The organism is Pseudomonas sp. A1230, assembly GCF_044218825.1.
Taxonomy (GTDB): domain Bacteria; phylum Pseudomonadota; class Gammaproteobacteria; order Pseudomonadales; family Pseudomonadaceae; genus Aquipseudomonas; species Aquipseudomonas iridis.
Map to the genome: position 1 here is coordinate 760,244 of NZ_CP162582.1, position 18,636 is coordinate 778,879.

Consider the following 18,636-nt stretch of genomic DNA (forward strand, 5'->3'; position numbering starts at 1 on the left):
CCCAAATGCCAGCTCACACCGATGAGCGGCACCCGTGATGGATACAGTATGAACTGGACCTGGTTTCACAAGCTCGGCTCGCCCAAGTGGTTCTACGGCATCAGCAGCAAGTTTTTGCCGTGGTTGAGCATTGCAGCGTTGCTGCTGATTGGTGTCGGCGTAGTCTGGGGCCTGGCCTTCGCGCCGCCGGATTATCAGCAAGGCAACAGCTTTCGCATCATCTACATTCACGTGCCCGCCGCGATGCTCGCTCAGTCGATCTACGTGATGCTGGCGGTGTGCGGTGTGGTCGGTCTGGTGTGGAAGATGAAGCTGGCCGACGTCGCCCTGCAATGCGCGGCACCGATCGGCGCGTGGATGACCGCCGTGGCGCTGGTCACCGGGGCGATCTGGGGCAAACCGACGTGGGGCTCGTGGTGGGTCTGGGATGCGCGCCTGACTTCGATGCTGATTCTGCTGTTCCTGTATTTCGGCCTGATCGCGCTGGGCAACGCGATCAGCAACCGCGACAGCGCCGCCAAGGCCTGTGCAGTGTTGGCCATCGTCGGCGTGATCAACATCCCGATCATCAAATACTCGGTGGAGTGGTGGAACACCCTGCACCAGGGCGCGACTTTCACCCTCACTGAAAAACCGGCAATGCCTGTCGAAATGTGGCTGCCGCTGCTGCTGACGGTGTTGGGTTTCTACTGCTTCTTCGGCGCCGTGTTGTTGCTGCGCATGCGCCTCGAAGTGCTCAAGCGCGAAGCCCGCGCCAGTTGGGTGAAAGAAGAAGTGCAGAACAGTCTGGAGGGCGCGCGATGAGTTTTGCTTCATTCGGCGACTTCCTCGCCATGGGCCATCATGGCCTGTATGTCTGGTCGGCCTACGGCATCTGTCTGGCGGTACTGGTCCTCAACGTCGCGGCGCCAATTGCCGCCCGCAAGCGCTATCTGCAACAAGAGGCGCGTCGTCTGCGCCGGGAGAACGGCAAGTGAATCCGCTGCGTAAAAAGCGTCTGATCATCATTCTGGCAATTCTGGTCGGGGTCGGCACTGCTGTCGGCCTGGCCTTGAGCGCGCTGCAGGAAAACATCAACCTGTTTTACACGCCAACCCAGATCGCCAATGGCGAAGCACCGCAGGGTACGCGCATTCGCGCTGGCGGCATGGTGGAGGCCGGTTCCCTGCAACGCTCCCCGGACTCGCTGGACGTCAGGTTCGTCGTTACCGATTTCAAGAAATCCGTGACCATCACCTATCGCGGCATCCTTCCAGACCTGTTTCGCGAAGGGCAGGGCATTGTTGCCCTGGGCAAGATCAACGCCGACGGTGTAGTCGTCGCTGATGAAGTGCTGGCCAAGCATGACGAGAAGTACATGCCGCCGGAAGTGACCAAAGCGTTGAAAGACAGCGGTCAATCCGCCCCGACCCCAGCGAAGGAGAGTTGATTGATGACTTCCGCAATCTTTATTCCCGAGCTCGGCCATCTGGCGATGATTCTGGCGCTGTGTTTTGCGCTGGTGCAGGCCGTGGTGCCATTGGTCGGTGCCTGGCGCGGTGACCGTTTCTGGATGAGTCTGGCCCAGCCGGCCGCGTGGGGGCAGTTCGCGTTTCTGCTGTTCGCCTTCGGCTGCCTGACGTACGCGTTCATGGTCGATGACTTCTCCGTCGCCTATGTGGCCAACAACTCCAACAGCGCGTTGCCGTGGTATTACAAATTCAGCGCGGTGTGGGGCGCCCACGAAGGCTCGTTGCTGCTGTGGGCATTGATCCTCGGCGGCTGGACGTTCGCCGTGTCGGTGTTCTCGCGCCAGTTGCCGCAAGTGATGCTCGCCCGTGTGCTGGCAGTGATGGGCATGATCAGCACCGGTTTCCTGCTGTTCCTGATCCTCACGTCCAACCCGTTCAAACGCATCCTGCCGCAAATGCCCAGCGATGGCGCTGACCTGAATCCTTTGTTGCAAGACATCGGCCTGATCGTTCATCCGCCGATGTTGTACATGGGTTACGTCGGGTTTTCGGTGGCGTTCGCGTTCGCCATCGCGGCATTGATGGGCGGTCGTCTTGATGCGGCGTGGGCGCGCTGGTCGCGTCCCTGGACCATCGTTGCCTGGGCCTTTCTCGGTATCGGTATCACCCTCGGATCGTGGTGGGCTTACTACGAACTCGGCTGGGGCGGCTGGTGGTTCTGGGACCCGGTGGAAAACGCCTCGTTCATGCCATGGCTGGTCGGTACCGCGCTGATTCACTCGCTGGCGGTTACCGAGAAACGTGGCGTGTTTAAAAGCTGGACGGTGTTGCTGGCGATTGCCGCTTTCTCGCTGAGCCTGCTTGGTACGTTCCTGGTGCGTTCCGGTGTGCTGACTTCGGTGCATGCATTTGCGTCCGACCCGGAGCGCGGCGTGTTCATCCTGATCTTCCTGCTGTTTGTCGTCGGTGGTTCGCTGACCCTGTTCGCGTTGCGCGCACCGGTCGTAAAAAGCCAGGTCGGGTTCAACCTGTGGTCACGCGAAACACTGCTGCTGGGCAACAACCTGGTATTGGTCGTGGCGGCGTCAATGATCCTGCTTGGTACGTTGTATCCGCTGATTCTCGATGCCTTGAGCGGCGCCAAACTGTCGGTCGGCCCACCGTACTTCAACGCGTTGTTCATTCCGTTGATGGCGTTGTTGATGATGGTGATGGCGGTGGGCATGCTCGTGCGCTGGAAAGACACTCCGGTGAAATGGCTGTTGAACATGCTGGCCCCGGTGCTGCTCGGCAGCGTTGCTCTGGCCGTGATCGCCGGTATTGCTTACGGCGATTTCAACTGGGCGGTGATCGCCACCTTCCTGCTCGCCGCGTGGGTATTGCTCGCCGGTGTGCGCGACATCTTCGACAAGACGCGCCACAAAGGCCTGATCAAAGGCCTGCCAACGCTGACTCGCAGCTATTGGGGCATGCAGATCGCTCACCTCGGTATCGCCGTTTGCGCGTTGGGCGTGGTGTTGTCGAGTCAGAACAGTGCCGAGCGCGACCTGCGTCTGGCGCCGGGCGAGTCGATGGATCTGGGCGGATATCAGTTTGTGTTCGAAGGCGCCAAGCACTTCGAAGGGCCGAACTTCACGTCCGACAAAGGCACAATCCGGGTGATCCGTGACGGCAAGGAAATCAGCGTACTGCACCCTGAGAAGCGTCTATATACGGTGCAGAATTCGGTGATGACCGAAGCCGGAATCGACGCCGGTTTCACCCGTGACCTCTACGTCGCATTGGGTGAACCGCTGGAAAACGGCGCCTGGGCGGTGCGCGTACACGTCAAACCGTTCGTGCGCTGGATCTGGTTCGGCGGCTTGCTGACAGGTTTCGGCGGGTTGCTGGCAGCGATGGATCGACGCTACCGAGTCAAGGTTAAAGCCCGTGTGCGTGAAGCGCTGGGCATGGAAGGAGCGGCTGCATGAGACGTTGGTTGATGCTGGTGCCCCTGGCGATTTTTCTGCTGGTGGCGGTATTCCTTTATCGCGGTCTGTACCTTGATCCGGCGGAACTGCCGTCGGCCATGATCAACAAGCCATTTCCGGATTTTTCCCTGCCAAACGTGCAGGGTGATAAAACCCTGACCAAAGCCGATATTCTCGGCAAACCGGCACTGGTCAACGTCTGGGGGACCTGGTGCATTTCCTGCCGGGTCGAGCATCCGGTGCTGAACAAGCTCGCCGAACGCGGAGTGGTGATCTACGGCATCAACTACAAGGACACCAACGCCGATGCCTTGAAGTGGCTGGCCGAGTTCCACAATCCTTATCAGCTCGACATCCGTGACGACGATGGCTCGCTGGGTTTGAACCTCGGTGTTTATGGCGCGCCGGAAACCTTTTTCATCGACGCCAAGGGCATCATCCGCGACAAGTATGTCGGTGTGATCGACGAGCAGGTCTGGCGCGAAAAACTCGCGGCCAAGTACCAGGCGCTGGTCGATGAGGCCAAGCCATGAAGCGCTTTTTAGCTGCCCTGGTGCTGGGTTTGAGTCTGGTCGGCGTGGCTCACGCGGCCATCGACACTTACGAGTTTGCCAAAGAAGGTGATCGCGAGCGTTTCCGCGAACTGACCAAGGAACTGCGTTGCCCCAAGTGCCAGAATCAGGACATCGCTGACTCCAATGCACCGATTGCCGCTGACCTGCGCAAAGAGATTTTCCGCATGCTGGGCGAGGGCAAGGACAATCAGCAGATCATCGACTTCATGGTCGATCGCTACGGTGATTTCGTCCGCTACAAACCCGCGCTGAACGCCAAGACCGCGCTGCTGTGGTTTGGCCCGGCCGGTCTGCTGCTCGGTGGTTTTGTGGTGATCGCCGTGATCGTCCGCCGCCGTCGCGGACAACGCGCCGAGACACCGCAATCGCTGTCTGCCGAAGAACGTCAGCGCCTCGACCAACTGTTGGATAAAACCAAGAATGATTGATTTCTGGCTCGCCGCAGGGCTGTTGCTACTGGTCGCCCTGAGTTTTCTGCTGATCCCGGTATTGCGTGAACGTCGCGCCCAGCGTGAAGAGGATCGAACTGCCCTGAACGTCGCGCTCTATCAGGAGCGCGTCGCCGAGTTGCAAACGCAACAGGCCGAAGGCGTACTCGATGCCGTGCAACTGGACAGCGGCCGCGCTGAAGCCGCGCGTGAACTGCTCGCCGATACCGAAGGTGTCGTTGCGCCGCGGGTGTCCCGACTGGGCAAGCCGTTGCCGCTGCTGGCTGCCGTGTTGGTGCCGGTATTGGGCCTGGCGCTGTACTTGCACTTTGGCGCCGCCGACAAGGTTGAACTGACCCGCGAATTTGCCCAGGCGCCGCAGTCGATGGAAGAGATGACCCAGCGTCTGGAGCGCGCCGTTGCCGCGCAACCGGATTCCGCTGAAGGCCTCTACTTCCTCGGCCGTACCTACATGGCTCAGGAGCGTCCGGCGGATGCGGCGAAGATGTTCGAGCGCGCTGCCAACCTCGCCGGTCGCCAACCGGAGTTGCTTGGTCAGTGGGCGCAGGCACAGTATTTTGCCGACGGTAAAAAGTGGTCGGACAAGATTCAGGCCCTGACCGACGAAGCACTGAAGGCTGATCCGAAAGAAGTGACCAGCCTCGGCCTGCTCGGCATCGCCGCGTTTGAAGGCGAGCGTTATCAGCAAGCCATCGATTACTGGAACCGCTTGCTGGCGCAACTGCCGCCGGACGACAAATCCCGGGCCGCGCTGCAAGGCGGAATCGAGCGTGCAGCCGAGCGTCTCAAGGCCAGTGGCGGCACAGTCGCTGAGGCCACAGCGCCGAAAGCCGCGTTGTTGAAGGTCAGCGTCGATCTGGCCAGCGAACTCAAAGGCAAGGTGCAACCGGGCGACAGCGTGTTCATTTTCGCCCGCGCTACGTCCGGCCCGCCGGCGCCATTGGCGGCCAAGCGCCTGACCGTGGCTGATCTGCCAGTGACTGTTGAGCTAGGCGATGCCGATGCGATGATGCCGCAGTTGAAACTGTCGAACTTCCCTGAAGTCCAACTGGTTGCGCGCGTCTCCCGTGCCGGCCAGCCGACTGCTGGTGAATGGGTCGGTCGCAGCGGGCCTTTGCCCAGCAGCACCACCGCGCCGCAAAAACTGACCATCGACAGCCCGGATAAATAACCGGAACCACAGGAAAGCACCGACATGCACACCATCGCCCGAATCACAGTCCTCACACTGGCCCTGGGCATGAGTGCATGTGCGGTGCAGCAACGACCGGAACCGACCACCAACCTGCCGCCGATTCCGCCATCACAGCCAAGCCCGACCCCGTCGACTTCGCCGACCCCAGGCAAAAGCATCCCGGCCAAACCGGCAAAACCCGTCCCGCGCACCTCGGCCAGCTTCGCCCCGCCACCGGGTGGCAACAGCCACTGGGATCAGAAACTCGGCGTTTACGTTCTCGACGATCAGACCAATACGTTCTATCGCCAGCGCACCTACTACCGCTGGAACAACGGCTGGAGCCGCGCGGTCAGCCCCAACGGCCCATGGGAAGACACCAACATCCACGGCGTGCCTCCGGGGTTGGGCAAGAAATTCGGGCAGTAATGAAAACGGCGATCTTCGGATCGCCGTTTTGCTGTGTGTCTGTTGGGAGCTCACAGAATCGCGCGATAGCTTGCAAGTGCCTGAACCGATCGGGACAGCCCCTGCCGTTGCAGAAGATTCAGAAACGATTCGATATCCATGACAGGGTTTTTCAGTTGCTGGCGCTGACGCTGAGCGGCTGCAACAACGGCTGACGGATCCAGATGAAATAGATTTTCGACAAACTCATCTGGATGTTGCGCCTCGATGCCAAAAGGAGCCAAGAGCACATCGGGAAAGTCTTTAAGGTTAAAGGTCACGATCACACCCGCTCCACAACGTATGGCGGCCGCCAGAACATGGCGGTCATCTCTGTCTGGCAATGTCAGTCCCGTGACGAGATCCTCATAGTCAATGACGCAGGCTTCGGGGATCGCACGATCCATTAGGTCCGATGTTCGATCCAGTTGCTCCATTGTCAGGTCAGTTCGGTTCTTCAATAGATTGCGTTTCCATTCGCAGTGAATCTCCTTCGTCCATCGCGCTCGAAACCTGCCGGAGAGCGCGAGCCACATCAGAAAGTCTCTCAACGGAGCCGGGTACAAAACACATGCATCGTATACAGCGGTGAAAGAGGAGTGCCTCACTCGTATCCTGTCCTTAGTGCCTGTGCCTGCTCTGCGAGAAGCTTCATTGCCTGCTCGCTGGCGGTGTCTCGCCGGGTTTTATAGTCCATCAAATCGGCAAAACGCACACGTCGGTGCTTGCCTGTTTTGTGGTAGGACAACTCGCCGCTTTCCAACAGCTTTATCAGGTGCGGGCGTGAGACGTTAAGCAGGTCGGCAGCTTCCTGCGTGGTCAATTCAGCGTGGATCGGTACTACCTTGACGGCATTGCCTTCTGCCAGCGCAGCAAGGATGTCGACCAAAAGGCGCAGGGCGGAGGTGGGCAATTCGACGAGGTGGGCTTCGTTCTGCTCATCGAAAATCTGGATGTGCTGGGTTTCGAATTGAGTTGCAAGGTAAGCGGCCAGCGCACGTTTGCCCTCGACGGCGGCTTTGACTTCGCGTTCAACGGGGAGGTTGATGGCGGGTTGAATGACTATCGACATAGGGATGTTCCAGCAATCTAAAAGGGGATGCCAGGAACGTTATTCGAATTAAACGAAAATCGCAATAAACGAAAATTAATGTGACAGTCTTGAAATTGATTCAGTGTTAAATGGCATCGCGGGCGGATATGCCCGCTCTGCTCTTGCATTTTTACGCTGTCGCCAGCGACCGTCTTCGCGACGCACTCAAAAATCGCAGCAACGCCAGCAACGGAAATACGCTGCCGACAATCACGATCCATAACCAACCGCCATGCTCATACACCGCGCTGGCCACCGACGAGCCGAAAGCACCGCCGATGAAGATACTGGTCATGTACAGCGCGTTCAGACGACCACGGCTTTTCGCGTCCAGCGAGTACACCGCACGCTGGCCGAGCACCATGTTCATCTGCACGCAGAAGTCGAGGACGACGCCGGTCACGGCCAGGCCGATGACGCTGTAGGCCGGGTGGATGAAGGCGGGCAGGAAGCTCAGGCTGGCGAACAGCATGGCCAGCAAGGACGCGATTCGGGTGTGGCCGGCGTCGGCCAGGCGGCCGCTGATTGGCGCGGCGATGGCACCGATGGCGCCGACCAGGGCGAAGATCGCAATCTCGGTTTGCGACAGGCCATGATTGCGTGCCAGTTCCAGCGGCACTGCAGTCCAGAACAGGCTGAACGCGGCGAACATGCAGCCTTGATAAAACGCACGCTGACGCAGCACCGGTTGCTGGCGCAGCAGCGTCCAAAGCGAGCCGAGCAGTTGTCCATAGGATGCGCTGTGATCCGGTTGGCGCTTGGGGACTGTCAGCGCCAACACCACGCTGATCGCCGCCATCAACGCCGCCGCGATCATGAACATCGCCCGCCAGCCCAAGTGGTCGGCCACCACGCTCGATACCGGTCGCGCCAACAGGATGCCCAGCAACAAACCGCCCATGATTCCGCCGACAACGCGACCGCGAGATTCCTCAGGCGCCAGATGCGCGGCCAATGGAATCAGGATCTGCACCGACACCGAACTGAAGCCCACCAGCAACGAGATCAGCAGAAACAGGTTGGGTTGATCGGTGAACGCCGCAGCCAGCAGGCTGGCGATAGCGACTAACGTGGTGATGATCATCAACCGACGGTTTTCCAGCAGGTCCGCCAACGGCACCAGAAAGAACAGGCCCAGCGCGTAGCCGATCTGCGTCAGCGAGACGATGAAACTGGCCATGGTGTCGGTCAGACCGATGTCCGGCGCGATCAGGCCGATGATCGGCTGCGCGTAGTAGATATTGGCAACGATGGCGCCGCAGCAAAAAGCGAACAGCAGCACCATGCCTCGGGTCATTGCGTGAGTCGTGGCGGTCATAGGGTTTCTCGATCCAGCGAAAGGAATGCGGTGAGGCTATGGGACAAACCGGGCGGGCAGAAGACGCCTTTGGTTGATATCAGTTATCAAGGTGCGCAATGTTGGGGTGTTTCAGCGTTTCATCCTGGATGGACTGGCGTCCGACTGGTGAGCGCCGATGATACATTCACTTACATCTGTTCGATAGCGTGCTTATGATCACACGCTCCCCCTCTCCCTAGCCCCAGCCCTCTCCCTCGGGAGAGGGCTGGGGTGAGGGGGTGCTGGACACAAAAAAGGCGACCTGCCGAGGTCGCCTTTTTCATTGCTACTTAAGCCTTACTGCCCCGTGTAAATCTGATCAAACACCCCACCGTCATTGAAGTGAGTCTTCTGCACGGTGCGCCAGTCACCAAAAGTCTTCTCCACCGAAAGGAAATCGACTTTCGGGAAACGATCGGTGTACTTCGCCAGCACCGCCGGATCACGCGGGCGCAGGTAGTTGGCGGCAGCAATTTCCTGACCTTGTGGCGACCACAGGTACTTCAGATATTCATCAGCCGCCGCACGCGAGCCTTTCTTGTCGACGACTTTGTCGACCACGGAAACCGGTGGCTCGGCCTCAGCGGAGACACTTGGGTAGACGACTTCAAACTGATCACGGCCAAACTCGCGGGCGATCATTTCGGCTTCGTTCTCGAAGGTCACCAGCACGTCGCCGATCTGGTTGGTCATGAACGTGGTGGTGGCGGCGCGACCACCGGTATCGAGCACCGGCGCTTGCTTGAACAGTTTGCCGACGAAGTCCTTGGCCTTGTTCTCGTCACCGCCGTTCTTCAGCACATAGCCCCATGCCGACAGGTAGGTATAGCGGCCGTTGCCCGACGTTTTCGGGTTCGGCACGATCACTTGTACGCCGTCCTTGAGCAGATCCGGCCAGTCTTTCAGGGCTTTCGGGTTGCCTTTGCGGACGATGAACACGGTGGCGGAAGTGAACGGCGCGCTGTTGTTCGGCAGGCGTGTGACCCAGTTCTCCGGCACCAGTTTGCCGTTGTCGGCGAGGGCGTTGATGTCAGTTGCCATGTTCATGGTGATGACGTCAGCCGGCAGGCCGTCGATCACCGATCGCGCCTGTTTGCTCGAACCGCCGAAGGACATCTGCACAGTGATGTTTTCGTTGTGCTCGGCTTGCCAGTGTTTCTGGAACGCAGTGTTGTAGTCCTTGTAGAAATCGCGCATCACGTCGTACGAAACGTTGAGCAGGGTCGGTGCGGCTTGAGCCACGCTGCCGAACGCGAGGCCAGCGGCGAGAAGTGAGGCGCCAAAGAGTTTTTTCACTGCGCATTCCTTGTTGTGTCTGCTACAGGGGAGTGATGTTTAATTGCCACTGACTATAACGGGTCGGACATAGTCGTTTAAAGATTAAAAAACTCTTTGCTTATTCCATTTTTTTGAACAACGCGTTGCCACATCGCGAGCAAAACGCGGCGCCATGTTCGTGGCTGTTCTTCTTGCACACAGGGCAATCATGTTGCAGCTGTTCACCGCGCATGGCGTTGGCCAGTTCGGCGGTGAAAATCCCGGTAGGCACGGCGATGATCGAGTAACCGGTGATCATCACCAGCGACGAAATCACCTGACCCAGAGGCGTTTTCGGCACGATGTCGCCAAAACCCACGGTGGTCAGCGTCACGATAGCCCAATAGATGCCTTTGGGAATGCTGGTGAAGCCGTGCTCCGGACCTTCGATCACGTACATCAACGTGCCGAACACCGTCACCAGCGTGCAGACACTGACCAAAAACACCACGATTTTCTGTTTGCTGCCGCGCAGCGCCGACATCAGGTAATTGGCTTGCTTGAGGTACGGACTGAGCTTGAGCACGCGGAAAATCCGCAACATGCGGATGATGCGAATAATCAGCAGATACTGCGCATCGCTGTAATACAGCGCGAGAATGCCCGGCACGATCGCCAGCAAATCCACCAGCCCGTAAAAACTGAACGCATAGCGCAGCGGCTTGGGCGAACAGTAAAGACGCAGGATGTACTCACCGAGGAAGATGATCGTGAAACCCCACTCGATGTAGGCCAGCACGTTGGCGTAGTTCTGGTGAATGCTGTCGATGCTGTCGAGCATCACGATCACCAGACTGGCGAGGATGATCAACAGCAAAATGCCGTCGAAGCGCCGTCCGGCGAGGGTGTCGCTCTGGAAAATCATGACGTAAAGCCGTTCACGCCAGTTGCTGCTGCTGTCCATGAATAATGCCTGAATCAAAGATCAGCGCAGCCTAGGTTGATTCTCCCCCTGAGCGCAAGACGTGCTGTCGACGTTGGCTTTGCCAAGCATCTGGATACCGGCGCGGATCAGCCAGCAGGCCAGAATGAACGGCGCGGTCAATGTGGCCAGACCCATGGCGGCGAACAGCGGTGTGATCAGCAATGCCAGGACGATGCCGAGCAATGGCAACCACGGTTGTTCGCGTTGGGCACTGAAGGCGAGGGCGGCGAGCACGGCGTTGTAGCTGCCCAGGCCCAGCAGCGCGGAACTGGTTTCGTGGTGCAGCAAACTGGACGCCAGACCGATTGCAGAAGCCAGCAGTGCCCAGGCAAAAGCGCGGCGATCAGCGATCAGCAAACCGATGGCAATCAACCCCCCGGCCAATGGATGCCCGAGGAACATCACCTGTCCGAGCCCTTTGAACTCGGCTGCGAACAGATTGATCAGGTTCATCTCGACGTGAGCCATCGGCGCCAACGGTTCGGCGAACAGCAGCAACACCCAACTCATGGCCACGAACGGCGAGGTGTAGGCCGGTATGGCGCGGTTGCGGTACACATGTTTGAGCCATTGTTGCGTGAGCATCGCGCTCAAGCCGCCGGCGGCGAGAATCAGCGGCGGCAGCAGCGGTGACCACGGGAAATACAGGCTCAGCAACAAACCAAGCAGGACGCCGTTGTAACTGAACAACCCGGCCTGGCGATCAGCCTTGGCGTAGTTGCGCCGTTGCGCGGTGAGCAATCCGGCGACAGCGCCCAGCAGCGCACCGGCGAACAGCACAGGCGCGGTCAGCAGGATCGCCAGCAGACACAGCAGGCCGCACAGTGGATGGCGCTGGAGGAATATCTGACTGAAACCGTTGAGCAAAGCCTCGGCCCAGTCGGGGCAGTGGGTATTGAAATGTTTGGCAGGCATGGCAGTTCTGAAGTCAAAGAAACCGGGTCACCCGCATCGCCAGCAGGCTGGCTCCCACACTGAATCTCTGTTCAGTCTTGATCTTGCGAACGACACAAAACCCATGTGGGAGCCAGCCTGCTGGCGATGAGGCCAGTTGTAGCGCTCAAGCATTTTGATTGAAGGAATTACCGCTATCCCCCCAGGTGCTTTTTGAGCTTGAAACGGTGTGGCTTAAATCAATGTTTCGATACGCAGCGAGTTCGTCGACCCTGGCTGCCCAAACGGCACGCCGGCAGTGATCAGCAGCGTGTCACCACGCTCGGCCATTCCCTGCGCCTGGGCGATTTCCAGCGCGGTCGAGCAGACTTCATCGACCTGACGCAGGCGATCATTGACCACCGAGTGAATGCCCCATGCCACGCTCAAACGGCGCGCGGTCTGCAGGTTCGGCGTCAGGTTGAGGATCGGTGCTTTCGGCCGTTCCCGCGATGCACGCAGGCTCGATGCGCCCGACTCGCTGTAGTTGACCAAAACGGCCACCGGCAACACGTTGCTGATGCGCCGGATCGCGCAACTGATCGCATCGGACACGGTGGCCTCAGCCTTCGGCCGACTGACGTCCAGTTGTGTCTGATAATCCGGACCGTTTTCCACCTGGCGGATGATCTTGCTCATCATCTGCACAGCTTCCAGCGGATACTCGCCGGACGCGGTTTCCGCCGACAGCATGACCGCATCGGCACCTTCGGCCACCGCGTTGGCAACGTCGGTGACTTCGGCGCGAGTCGGGGCAGGGGAGAAGCGCATCGACTCGAGCATTTGCGTCGCGACGACGACAGGTTTGCCGAGTTCGCGGCAGGTGGTGATGATGTTTTTCTGGATCTGCGGCACGCTCTCGGCCGGGACTTCTACGCCCAGATCACCGCGAGCCACCATGATCGCGTCGCTCAGTTCGGCGATTTCACGCAGTTGCTCAACCGCCGACGGCTTCTCGATTTTCGCCATCAGGAACGCTTTGTCACCGATCAGTGCGCGGGCCTCGAGAATGTCTTGCGGGCGCTGCACAAACGACAGCGCGACCCAATCCACACCCAGTTCCAGACCGAAACTCAGGTCACGGCGATCCTTGGCGGTCAACGGGCTGAGTTCGAGCACCGCTTGTGGCACGTTCACGCCTTTGCGATCCGACAGTTCGCCGCCATTGAGCACCGTGGTGTCGATCGCGTCGGCGTATTTGGTGACCACGCGCAGGCGCAGTTTGCCGTCGTCGAGCAGCAGATCCATGCCCGCTTCCAGCGCTTCGATAATCTCCGGATGGGGCAGGTTGACCCGGCGCTCATCGCCCGGTGTCGCGTCCAGATCGAGACGGAATGCCTGGCCGCGATGCAACTGCACCTTGCCGTCAGCGAATTTGCCAACGCGCAGTTTTGGCCCTTGCAGGTCCATCAGAATGCCCAGCGGATAGTTGAGCTGGCGCTCGACTTCGCGGATCCACTGATAGCGCTTGGCGTGGTCGGCGTGATCACCGTGGCTGAAGTTGAGGCGGAAGATATTGACCCCGGCCTCGACCAGTTCGCGGATAGCGTCGATGCCATCGACCGCAGGCCCGAGGGTGGCGAGGATTTTGACCTTTTTATCAGGCGTCATGATTTAGAGTTCTCAAGGATCAGAATGGCGCGGAAGTCGTTGACGTTGGTGCGGGTCGGCTCGGTGACGATCAGCGCGTCGAGTGCCTGGAAGTAGCCGTAGCCGTTGTTGTTATCCAGTTCGTCGCTGGCGCTCAGGCCAAGGGCGGCGGCGCGGGCGTAGCTGTCCGGGGTCATGATGGCGCCGGCGTTGTCTTCCGAGCCGTCGATGCCGTCAGTGTCACCGGCCAAGGCGTAGACGCCGGGCTGGCCCTTGAGGCTGTCGGTCAGGCTCAGGAGGAATTCGGCATTGCGGCCGCCACGGCCATTGCCGCGCACGGTCACGGTGGTTTCGCCGCCGGAGAGAATCACGCACGGCGCTGCCAGTGGCTGGCCGTGGTTGATGATCTGGCGGGCGATGCCGGCGTGGACTTTCGCCACTTCGCGCGACTCACCTTCCAGGTCGCCGAGGATCAGCGTGCTGAAACCGGCCTGACGGCATTTCACCGCGGCGGCATCCAGCGATTGCTGCGGGCGGGCGATCAACTGGAAATGACTGCGAGCCAGGCTTGGGTCGCCGGGTTTGACGGTTTCCGACTCGGGGCTTTGCAGCCAGGTGCGTACCGACGCCGGGATCTCGATGCCGTAGCGCTTGATGATCGCCAAGGCTTCGGCTGACGTGCTCGGGTCGGCCACGGTCGGGCCGGAAGCGATGACCGTGGCGAGGTCGCCCGGTACATCGGAAATCGCATAGGTATAAACAGTCGCCGGCCAGCAGGCCTTGCCGAGTCGGCCGCCCTTGATCGCCGAGAGGTGCTTGCGCACGCAGTTCATCTCGCCGATGGTCGCGCCGGATTTGAGCAGGGCTTTGTTGATCGACTGCTTGTCGGCAAGCGTGATGCCTTCGGCTGGCAGGGCGAGCAGGGCAGAGCCGCCACCGGACAGCAGGAAAATCACGCGGTCGTCTTCGCTCAGGTTGCTGACCAGGTCCAGCACGCGTTTGGCTACGGCCAGACCGGCAGCGTCCGGCACTGGATGCGCGGCTTCGACCACTTCGATTTTTTCGCACGGGGCGCCGTGACCGTAACGGGTCACAACCAGGCCAGATACTTCACCCTGCCAGCAGCGCTCGACCACTTGCGCCATGGCGGCGGCGGCTTTGCCGGCGCCGATGACGATCACCCGACCGGTACGATCGGCTGGCAGATGGGCTTCGAGGACTTGCTGCGGATGGGCCGCGTCAATGGCTGTAGCAAACAGCTCGCGCAGCAGTTGTTGCGGATCGACCGACATGGCGGGCTCCCGGAATTCTTGTTATTCGAAAGGGCAACTCAGATCCCTTGTGGGAGCGAGCCTGCTCGCGAAGGCGGTGTGTCAGCCAACATGGATGTTGAATGTGCAACCGCTTTCGCGAGCAGGCTCGCTCCCACAGGGTTTGCGTAGGCTTTATTTCTTGTCGCGAATCGAGAAGTTGGCCATGTGTTCCAGACCCTTGATCAGCGCCGAGTGGTCCCAGTTGCTGCCACCGATCGCCGCGCAGGTGCTGAACACTTGCTGAGTGTTGGCGGTGTTCGGCAGGTTGATGTTCAGCTCCTTGGCGCCTTGCAGGGCCAGGTTCAGGTCCTTCTGGTGCAGGCTGATGCGGAAGCCTGGATCGAAGGTGCCTTTGATCATGCGCTCGCCGTGTACTTCGAGAATCTTGGAAGAGGCAAAACCACCCATCAGCGCTTCACGCACCTTGGCTGGATCCGCACCGTTTTTCGAAGCAAACAGCAGCGCTTCGGCGACAGCCTGGATGTTCAGGGCAACGATGATCTGGTTGGCGACCTTGGCGGTCTGACCGTCGCCATTGCCACCGACCAGAGTGATGTTCTTGCCCATGGCCTGGAACAGCGGCAATGCGCGTTCGAAGGCATCGGCGTCGCCACCGATCATGATGCTCAGGGTCGCGGCTTTGGCGCCGACTTCACCGCCGGACACTGGCGCGTCGAGGTATTGCGCGCCTTTCTCGTTGATCTTCGCCGCGAAAGCTTTGGTGGCGGTCGGCGAGATCGAGCTCATGTCGATGACGATTTTGCCTTTGCTGATGCCTGCCGCAACGCCGTCGGCGCGGAACAGCACGTCATCGACCTGCGGGGTATCCGGCACCATGACGATGATGAATTCAGCTTCCTGCGCGACTTCGCGCGGATTGGCCAAAGCGACGGCGCCAGCGGCAACCAGGTCGGCAGGCGCGGCGTCGTGGTGCGCCGACAGGAACAGGCTGTGACCGGCTTTCTGCAGGTTCGCCGCCATTGGGTGGCCCATGATGCCGGTGCCGATAAATCCGATTTTAGCCATGAGAAAATCCTCTTGTTTTTATAAACAGCCGTAGGAGCTGCCGAAGGCTGCGATCTTTTGATTCTGCTTTTGAAGGTCAAGATCAAAAGATCGCAGCCTTCGGCAGCTCCTACAGGTTATGTATGGGTCAGATTGCGTTGTGCGACTTCAGCCAGCCGAGGCCTGCTTCGGTGGTGGTCAGTGGCTTGTATTCACAGCCAACCCAACCCTGATAACCGATGCGATCAAGGTGTTCGAACAGGAAGCGGTAGTTGATTTCGCCGGTGCCTGGCTCGTTGCGCCCCGGGTTGTCCGCGAGCTGCACATGGTTGATCTCGCCCAGGTGCGATTGCAGGGTGCGGGCCAGATCGCCTTCCATGATTTGCATGTGATAGATGTCGTATTGCAGGAACAGATTGGCGCTGCCGACCTGCTCGCGAATCGACAGGGCTTGCGCCGTGTTGTTCAGGTAGAAGCCCGGAATGTCACGGGTGTTGATCGCTTCCATCACTAGTTTGATGCCCGCCGCTTGCAGCTCGTCGGCGGCGTACTTGAGGTTGGCGACAAAGGTCTTTTCAACGGTGGCATCGTCAACGCCCTGCGGACGAATACCGGCCAGGCAGTTGATCTGGGTGTTGCCCAGCACTTGTGCGTAAGCAATCGCCAGATCAACCCCGGCGCGGAACTCTTCAACCCGATCAGGCAGGCACGCGATACCGCGCTCGCCCTTGGCCCAGTCACCGGCCGGCAGGTTGAACAGCACTTGGGTCAGACCGTTGGCGTCGAGCCTGGCCTTGATTTCGGCAGAGCTGAAGTCGTACGGGAACAGATATTCAACACCACTGAAACCAGCCTTGGCGGCGGCGTCGAAACGGGCAAGGAAATCCTGTTCGGTGAACAGCATGGACAGGTTGGCTGCGAAACGCGGCATGGTGGTCTCCCGTAAATCTTGTGAGGTTCCCCTCGTGGGAGCGAGCCTGCTCGCGAAAGCGGTCTGTCAGCCAACATCGGTGTTGGATATGAAGCCGTCTTCGCGAGCAGGCTCGCTCCCACAAGGAGAGCGGTCAGCAGTTAATCAAGCAGCGAAATCGCCGTTGGCGCATCGTTGCCGACCAGCGCCAGGTCTTCGAATTCGTTGACGGCGTTGATCTCGGTACCCATGGAGATGTTGGTCACACGCTCCAGAATGATCTCGACGATCACCGGCACCTTGAACTCTTCGATCATCTGTTCGGCCTTGCGCAGGGCAGGGGCGATTTCCGATGGTTCGAACACACGCAGTGCCTTACAGCCCAGGCCTTCGGCAACTGCGACGTGGTCAACACCGTAACCGTTGAGTTCCGGCGCGTTGAGGTTATCGAAGGACAGCTGCACGCAGTAGTCCATTTCAAACCCACGCTGTGCCTGACGAATCAGGCCCAGGTACGAGTTGTTCACCACGACGTGGATGTAAGGCAGTTTGAACTGAGCGCCGACCGCCAGTTCTTCGATCATGAACTGGAAGTCATAGTCCCCCGACAGGGCCACGACTTTACGGCTCGGATCGGCCTTGACCACGCCCAGTGCGGCCGGAATGGTCCAGCCCAACGGGCCAGCCTGACCGCAGTTGATCCAGTGACGCGGCTTGTAGACGTGCAGGAACTGCGCGCCGGCAATCTGCGACAGACCAATGGTGCTGACGTAGCAGGTGTCTTTGCCGAACACCTGGTTCATCTCTTCATACACGCGCTGCGGTTTGACCGGCACGTTGTCGAAGTGGGTCTTGCGGTGCAGGCTGGCTTTGCGCTGCTGGCAATCCTGCAGCCAGGCACTGCGGTTTTTCAGCTTGCCGGCCGCTTGCCACTCACGGGCGACTTCGATGAACACGGTCAGCGCGGCAGCGGCGTCGGACACGATGCCCAGATCCGGTGTGAATACGCGGCCGATCTGCGTGCCTTCGATGTCGACGTGAATGAACTTGCGACCTTCGGTATAGACGTCAACCGAACCGGTGTGACGGTTGGCCCAACGGTTACCGATACCCAACACCACGTCGGATTTCAGCATGGTCGCGTTGCCGTAGCGGTGCGAAGTCTGCAGACCGACCATGCCGACCATCAACGGGTGATCGTCCGGGATGGTGCCCCAGCCCATCAGGGTCGGGATGACCGGGATGCCGGTCAGTTCAGCGAACTCGACCAGCAGATCACTGGCATCGGCGTTGATGATGCCACCACCGGCCACCAGCAATGGACGCTCGGCCTGATCGAGCAAAGCCAAAGCTTTTTCGACCTGAACGCGGGTCGCGGTCGGCTTGGCCAGCGGCAGAGGCTGGTAAGCGTCGATGTCGAATTCGATTTCAGCCATTTGTACGTCGAACGGCAGATCGATCAGCACAGGGCCTGGACGGCCGGAGCGCATTTCAAAGAACGCTTTCTGGAACGCGTAAGGCACCTGGCCCGGTTCCAGAACAGTGGTCGCCCACTTGGTCACTGGCTTGACGATGCTGGTGATGTCGACAGCCTGGAAGTCTTCCTTGTGCATACGGGCGCGGGGTGCCTGGCCGGTAATGCACAGGATTGGAATCGAGTCGGCCGAGGCGCTGTAGAGCCCGGTGACCATGTCGGTACCGGCAGGGCCGGAAGTCCCGATGCACACGCCGATGTTGCCGGCCTTGGTGCGGGTATAGCCCTCGGCCATGTGCGAGGCGCCTTCAACGTGGCGAGCAAGGACGTGATCGATGCCACCGACTTTCTGCAAGGCGGAGTACAGCGGGTTGATTGCAGCGCCCGGAATGCCAAAAGCGGTATCAACCCCTTCACGGCGCATCACCAGAACGGCGGCTTCGATTGCTCTCATTTTGCTCATGGTTTTGTGCCTCTTTACGTTTTGTAATTGTATACAAGTGGCTTTGCGCAGAGTGTATTCACGGCGGACGGCGCAGGTCAATCCATTTTCTCAAGCGACTGTTTCATTCGTCGGAAGCCGGTTCTGCTGTGGCTTTTCGTCGCATGTGGCGCTTTTCGAGAATTATTGTATACAAAAAAATAACTCATTGTGTTCTATTTGTTGCATC

At 59.6% G+C, this 18,636-nt stretch carries 19 protein-coding genes; 8 read left to right on the top strand and 11 right to left on the bottom strand.

The genetic code is table 11. From position 1 onward, the window contains the following. Positions 1-48 precede the first annotated feature (48 nt). Genes AB4P97_RS03600 through AB4P97_RS03635 form a run of 8 tightly spaced genes read left to right on the top strand, consistent with a single transcriptional unit; the run spans position 49 to position 6,048 of the window. A complete protein-coding gene (locus tag AB4P97_RS03600; RefSeq protein ID WP_042558258.1) occupies positions 49-804 on the top strand; it encodes a heme ABC transporter permease in 756 nt (251 codons plus the stop codon). Further along, positions 801-977 (top strand): heme exporter protein CcmD, encoded by a 177-nt coding sequence (gene ccmD, locus AB4P97_RS03605; protein ID WP_007959239.1) that lies wholly within the window; start codon positions 801-803, stop codon positions 975-977. Before AB4P97_RS03600 ends, ccmD begins: the two co-directional genes overlap by 4 nt. Next, a complete protein-coding gene (gene ccmE / locus AB4P97_RS03610; protein ID WP_115147812.1) occupies positions 974-1,429 on the top strand; it encodes a cytochrome c maturation protein CcmE in 456 nt (151 codons plus the stop codon). Before ccmD ends, ccmE begins: the two co-directional genes overlap by 4 nt. A gap of 3 nt (positions 1,430-1,432) precedes the next feature. Continuing rightward, a complete protein-coding gene (locus AB4P97_RS03615; protein ID WP_042558261.1) occupies positions 1,433-3,421 on the top strand; it encodes a heme lyase CcmF/NrfE family subunit in 1,989 nt (662 codons plus the stop codon). After that, positions 3,418-3,954: a DsbE family thiol:disulfide interchange protein gene (locus AB4P97_RS03620; RefSeq protein WP_047300287.1), complete on the top strand. Its 537-nt coding sequence runs from the start codon at positions 3,418-3,420 to the stop codon at positions 3,952-3,954. The genes AB4P97_RS03615 and AB4P97_RS03620 overlap by 4 nt, the downstream gene beginning before the upstream one ends. After that, positions 3,951-4,424 (top strand): cytochrome c-type biogenesis protein, encoded by a 474-nt coding sequence (locus tag AB4P97_RS03625; protein WP_042558263.1) that lies wholly within the window; start codon positions 3,951-3,953, stop codon positions 4,422-4,424. The genes AB4P97_RS03620 and AB4P97_RS03625 overlap by 4 nt, the downstream gene beginning before the upstream one ends. Next, complete coding sequence (ccmI, locus tag AB4P97_RS03630; protein WP_395602083.1) at positions 4,417-5,616, top strand: c-type cytochrome biogenesis protein CcmI; 1,200 nt, start codon at positions 4,417-4,419, stop codon at positions 5,614-5,616. Before AB4P97_RS03625 ends, ccmI begins: the two co-directional genes overlap by 8 nt. Positions 5,617-5,640: 24 nt before the next feature. Continuing rightward, a complete protein-coding gene (locus AB4P97_RS03635; RefSeq protein WP_042558265.1) occupies positions 5,641-6,048 on the top strand; it encodes a hypothetical protein in 408 nt (135 codons plus the stop codon). Positions 6,049-6,098: 50 nt separating this feature from the next. On the opposite strand, the gene AB4P97_RS03640 is transcribed toward AB4P97_RS03635, so the two are convergent. From AB4P97_RS03640 to gcl, 11 genes are all read right to left on the bottom strand, one after another. Further along, positions 6,099-6,674 (bottom strand): PIN domain-containing protein, encoded by a 576-nt coding sequence (locus AB4P97_RS03640; protein ID WP_047300289.1) that lies wholly within the window; start codon positions 6,672-6,674, stop codon positions 6,099-6,101. Continuing rightward, the gene (locus tag AB4P97_RS03645; RefSeq protein ID WP_042558267.1) at positions 6,671-7,138 is read right to left on the bottom strand and encodes a helix-turn-helix domain-containing protein; all 468 of its coding nucleotides are present in this window, start codon (positions 7,136-7,138) and stop codon (positions 6,671-6,673) included. The genes AB4P97_RS03640 and AB4P97_RS03645 overlap by 4 nt, the downstream gene beginning before the upstream one ends. 151 nt (positions 7,139-7,289) lie before the next feature. Beyond that, positions 7,290-8,477 (bottom strand): MFS transporter, encoded by a 1,188-nt coding sequence (locus tag AB4P97_RS03650; RefSeq protein ID WP_395602084.1) that lies wholly within the window; start codon positions 8,475-8,477, stop codon positions 7,290-7,292. Between the two features lie 318 nt (positions 8,478-8,795). Next, positions 8,796-9,794, bottom strand: a complete 999-nt coding sequence (locus AB4P97_RS03655; RefSeq protein WP_042558269.1) for a sulfate ABC transporter substrate-binding protein — start codon at positions 9,792-9,794, stop codon at positions 8,796-8,798. A 100-nt stretch (positions 9,795-9,894) separates the two neighbouring features. Further along, positions 9,895-10,719: an ion transporter gene (locus tag AB4P97_RS03660; RefSeq protein WP_042558270.1), complete on the bottom strand. Its 825-nt coding sequence runs from the start codon at positions 10,717-10,719 to the stop codon at positions 9,895-9,897. A gap of 21 nt (positions 10,720-10,740) precedes the next feature. Beyond that, a complete protein-coding gene (locus AB4P97_RS03665) occupies positions 10,741-11,655 on the bottom strand; it encodes an urea transporter (RefSeq protein WP_395602085.1) in 915 nt (304 codons plus the stop codon). Between the two features lie 213 nt (positions 11,656-11,868). Next, positions 11,869-13,284, bottom strand: coding sequence for a pyruvate kinase (gene pyk / locus AB4P97_RS03670; protein ID WP_042558272.1), 1,416 nt, complete (start codon positions 13,282-13,284; stop codon positions 11,869-11,871). After that, entirely contained in the window at positions 13,281-14,555 is a 1,275-nt protein-coding gene (locus tag AB4P97_RS03675; protein ID WP_150597139.1) for a glycerate kinase, read from the bottom strand. The genes pyk and AB4P97_RS03675 overlap by 4 nt, the downstream gene beginning before the upstream one ends. A 153-nt stretch (positions 14,556-14,708) precedes the next feature. Next, positions 14,709-15,602 carry a 2-hydroxy-3-oxopropionate reductase gene (locus AB4P97_RS03680; RefSeq protein WP_042558274.1) on the bottom strand — a complete coding sequence of 298 codons (894 nt, stop codon included), beginning with the start codon at positions 15,600-15,602 and terminating at the stop codon, positions 14,709-14,711. A 127-nt stretch (positions 15,603-15,729) separates the two neighbouring features. Continuing rightward, complete coding sequence (gene hyi, locus AB4P97_RS03685) at positions 15,730-16,512, bottom strand: hydroxypyruvate isomerase (RefSeq protein WP_395602086.1); 783 nt, start codon at positions 16,510-16,512, stop codon at positions 15,730-15,732. 140 nt (positions 16,513-16,652) lie between these two features. Next, a complete protein-coding gene (gene gcl / locus AB4P97_RS03690; protein ID WP_007919935.1) occupies positions 16,653-18,428 on the bottom strand; it encodes a glyoxylate carboligase in 1,776 nt (591 codons plus the stop codon). Between the last annotated feature and the right edge of the window lie 208 nt (positions 18,429-18,636).

Bases quoted from the DNA above. Each gene is read 5' to 3' on its own strand.
- AB4P97_RS03615 (WP_042558261.1), top strand. From the start codon at position 1,433: ATGACTTCCGCAATCTTTATTCCCGAGCTCGGCCATCTGGCGATGATT.
- AB4P97_RS03665 (WP_395602085.1), bottom strand. From the start codon at position 11,655: ATGCCTGCCAAACATTTCAATACCCACTGCCCCGACTGGGCCGAGGCT.
- AB4P97_RS03600 (WP_042558258.1), top strand. From the start codon at position 49: ATGAACTGGACCTGGTTTCACAAGCTCGGCTCGCCCAAGTGGTTCTAC.
- pyk (WP_042558272.1), bottom strand. From the start codon at position 13,284: ATGACGCCTGATAAAAAGGTCAAAATCCTCGCCACCCTCGGGCCTGCG.
- AB4P97_RS03625 (WP_042558263.1), top strand. From the start codon at position 3,951: ATGAAGCGCTTTTTAGCTGCCCTGGTGCTGGGTTTGAGTCTGGTCGGC.
- AB4P97_RS03645 (WP_042558267.1), bottom strand. From the start codon at position 7,138: ATGTCGATAGTCATTCAACCCGCCATCAACCTCCCCGTTGAACGCGAA.
- AB4P97_RS03660 (WP_042558270.1), bottom strand. From the start codon at position 10,719: ATGGACAGCAGCAGCAACTGGCGTGAACGGCTTTACGTCATGATTTTC.
- AB4P97_RS03680 (WP_042558274.1), bottom strand. From the start codon at position 15,602: ATGGCTAAAATCGGATTTATCGGCACCGGCATCATGGGCCACCCAATG.
- gcl (WP_007919935.1), bottom strand. From the start codon at position 18,428: ATGAGCAAAATGAGAGCAATCGAAGCCGCCGTTCTGGTGATGCGCCGT.
- AB4P97_RS03620 (WP_047300287.1), top strand. From the start codon at position 3,418: ATGAGACGTTGGTTGATGCTGGTGCCCCTGGCGATTTTTCTGCTGGTG.
- AB4P97_RS03650 (WP_395602084.1), bottom strand. From the start codon at position 8,477: ATGACCGCCACGACTCACGCAATGACCCGAGGCATGGTGCTGCTGTTC.
- hyi (WP_395602086.1), bottom strand. From the start codon at position 16,512: ATGCCGCGTTTCGCAGCCAACCTGTCCATGCTGTTCACCGAACAGGAT.
- ccmI (WP_395602083.1), top strand. From the start codon at position 4,417: ATGATTGATTTCTGGCTCGCCGCAGGGCTGTTGCTACTGGTCGCCCTG.
- AB4P97_RS03675 (WP_150597139.1), bottom strand. From the start codon at position 14,555: ATGTCGGTCGATCCGCAACAACTGCTGCGCGAGCTGTTTGCTACAGCC.
- ccmD (WP_007959239.1), top strand. From the start codon at position 801: ATGAGTTTTGCTTCATTCGGCGACTTCCTCGCCATGGGCCATCATGGC.
- AB4P97_RS03635 (WP_042558265.1), top strand. From the start codon at position 5,641: ATGCACACCATCGCCCGAATCACAGTCCTCACACTGGCCCTGGGCATG.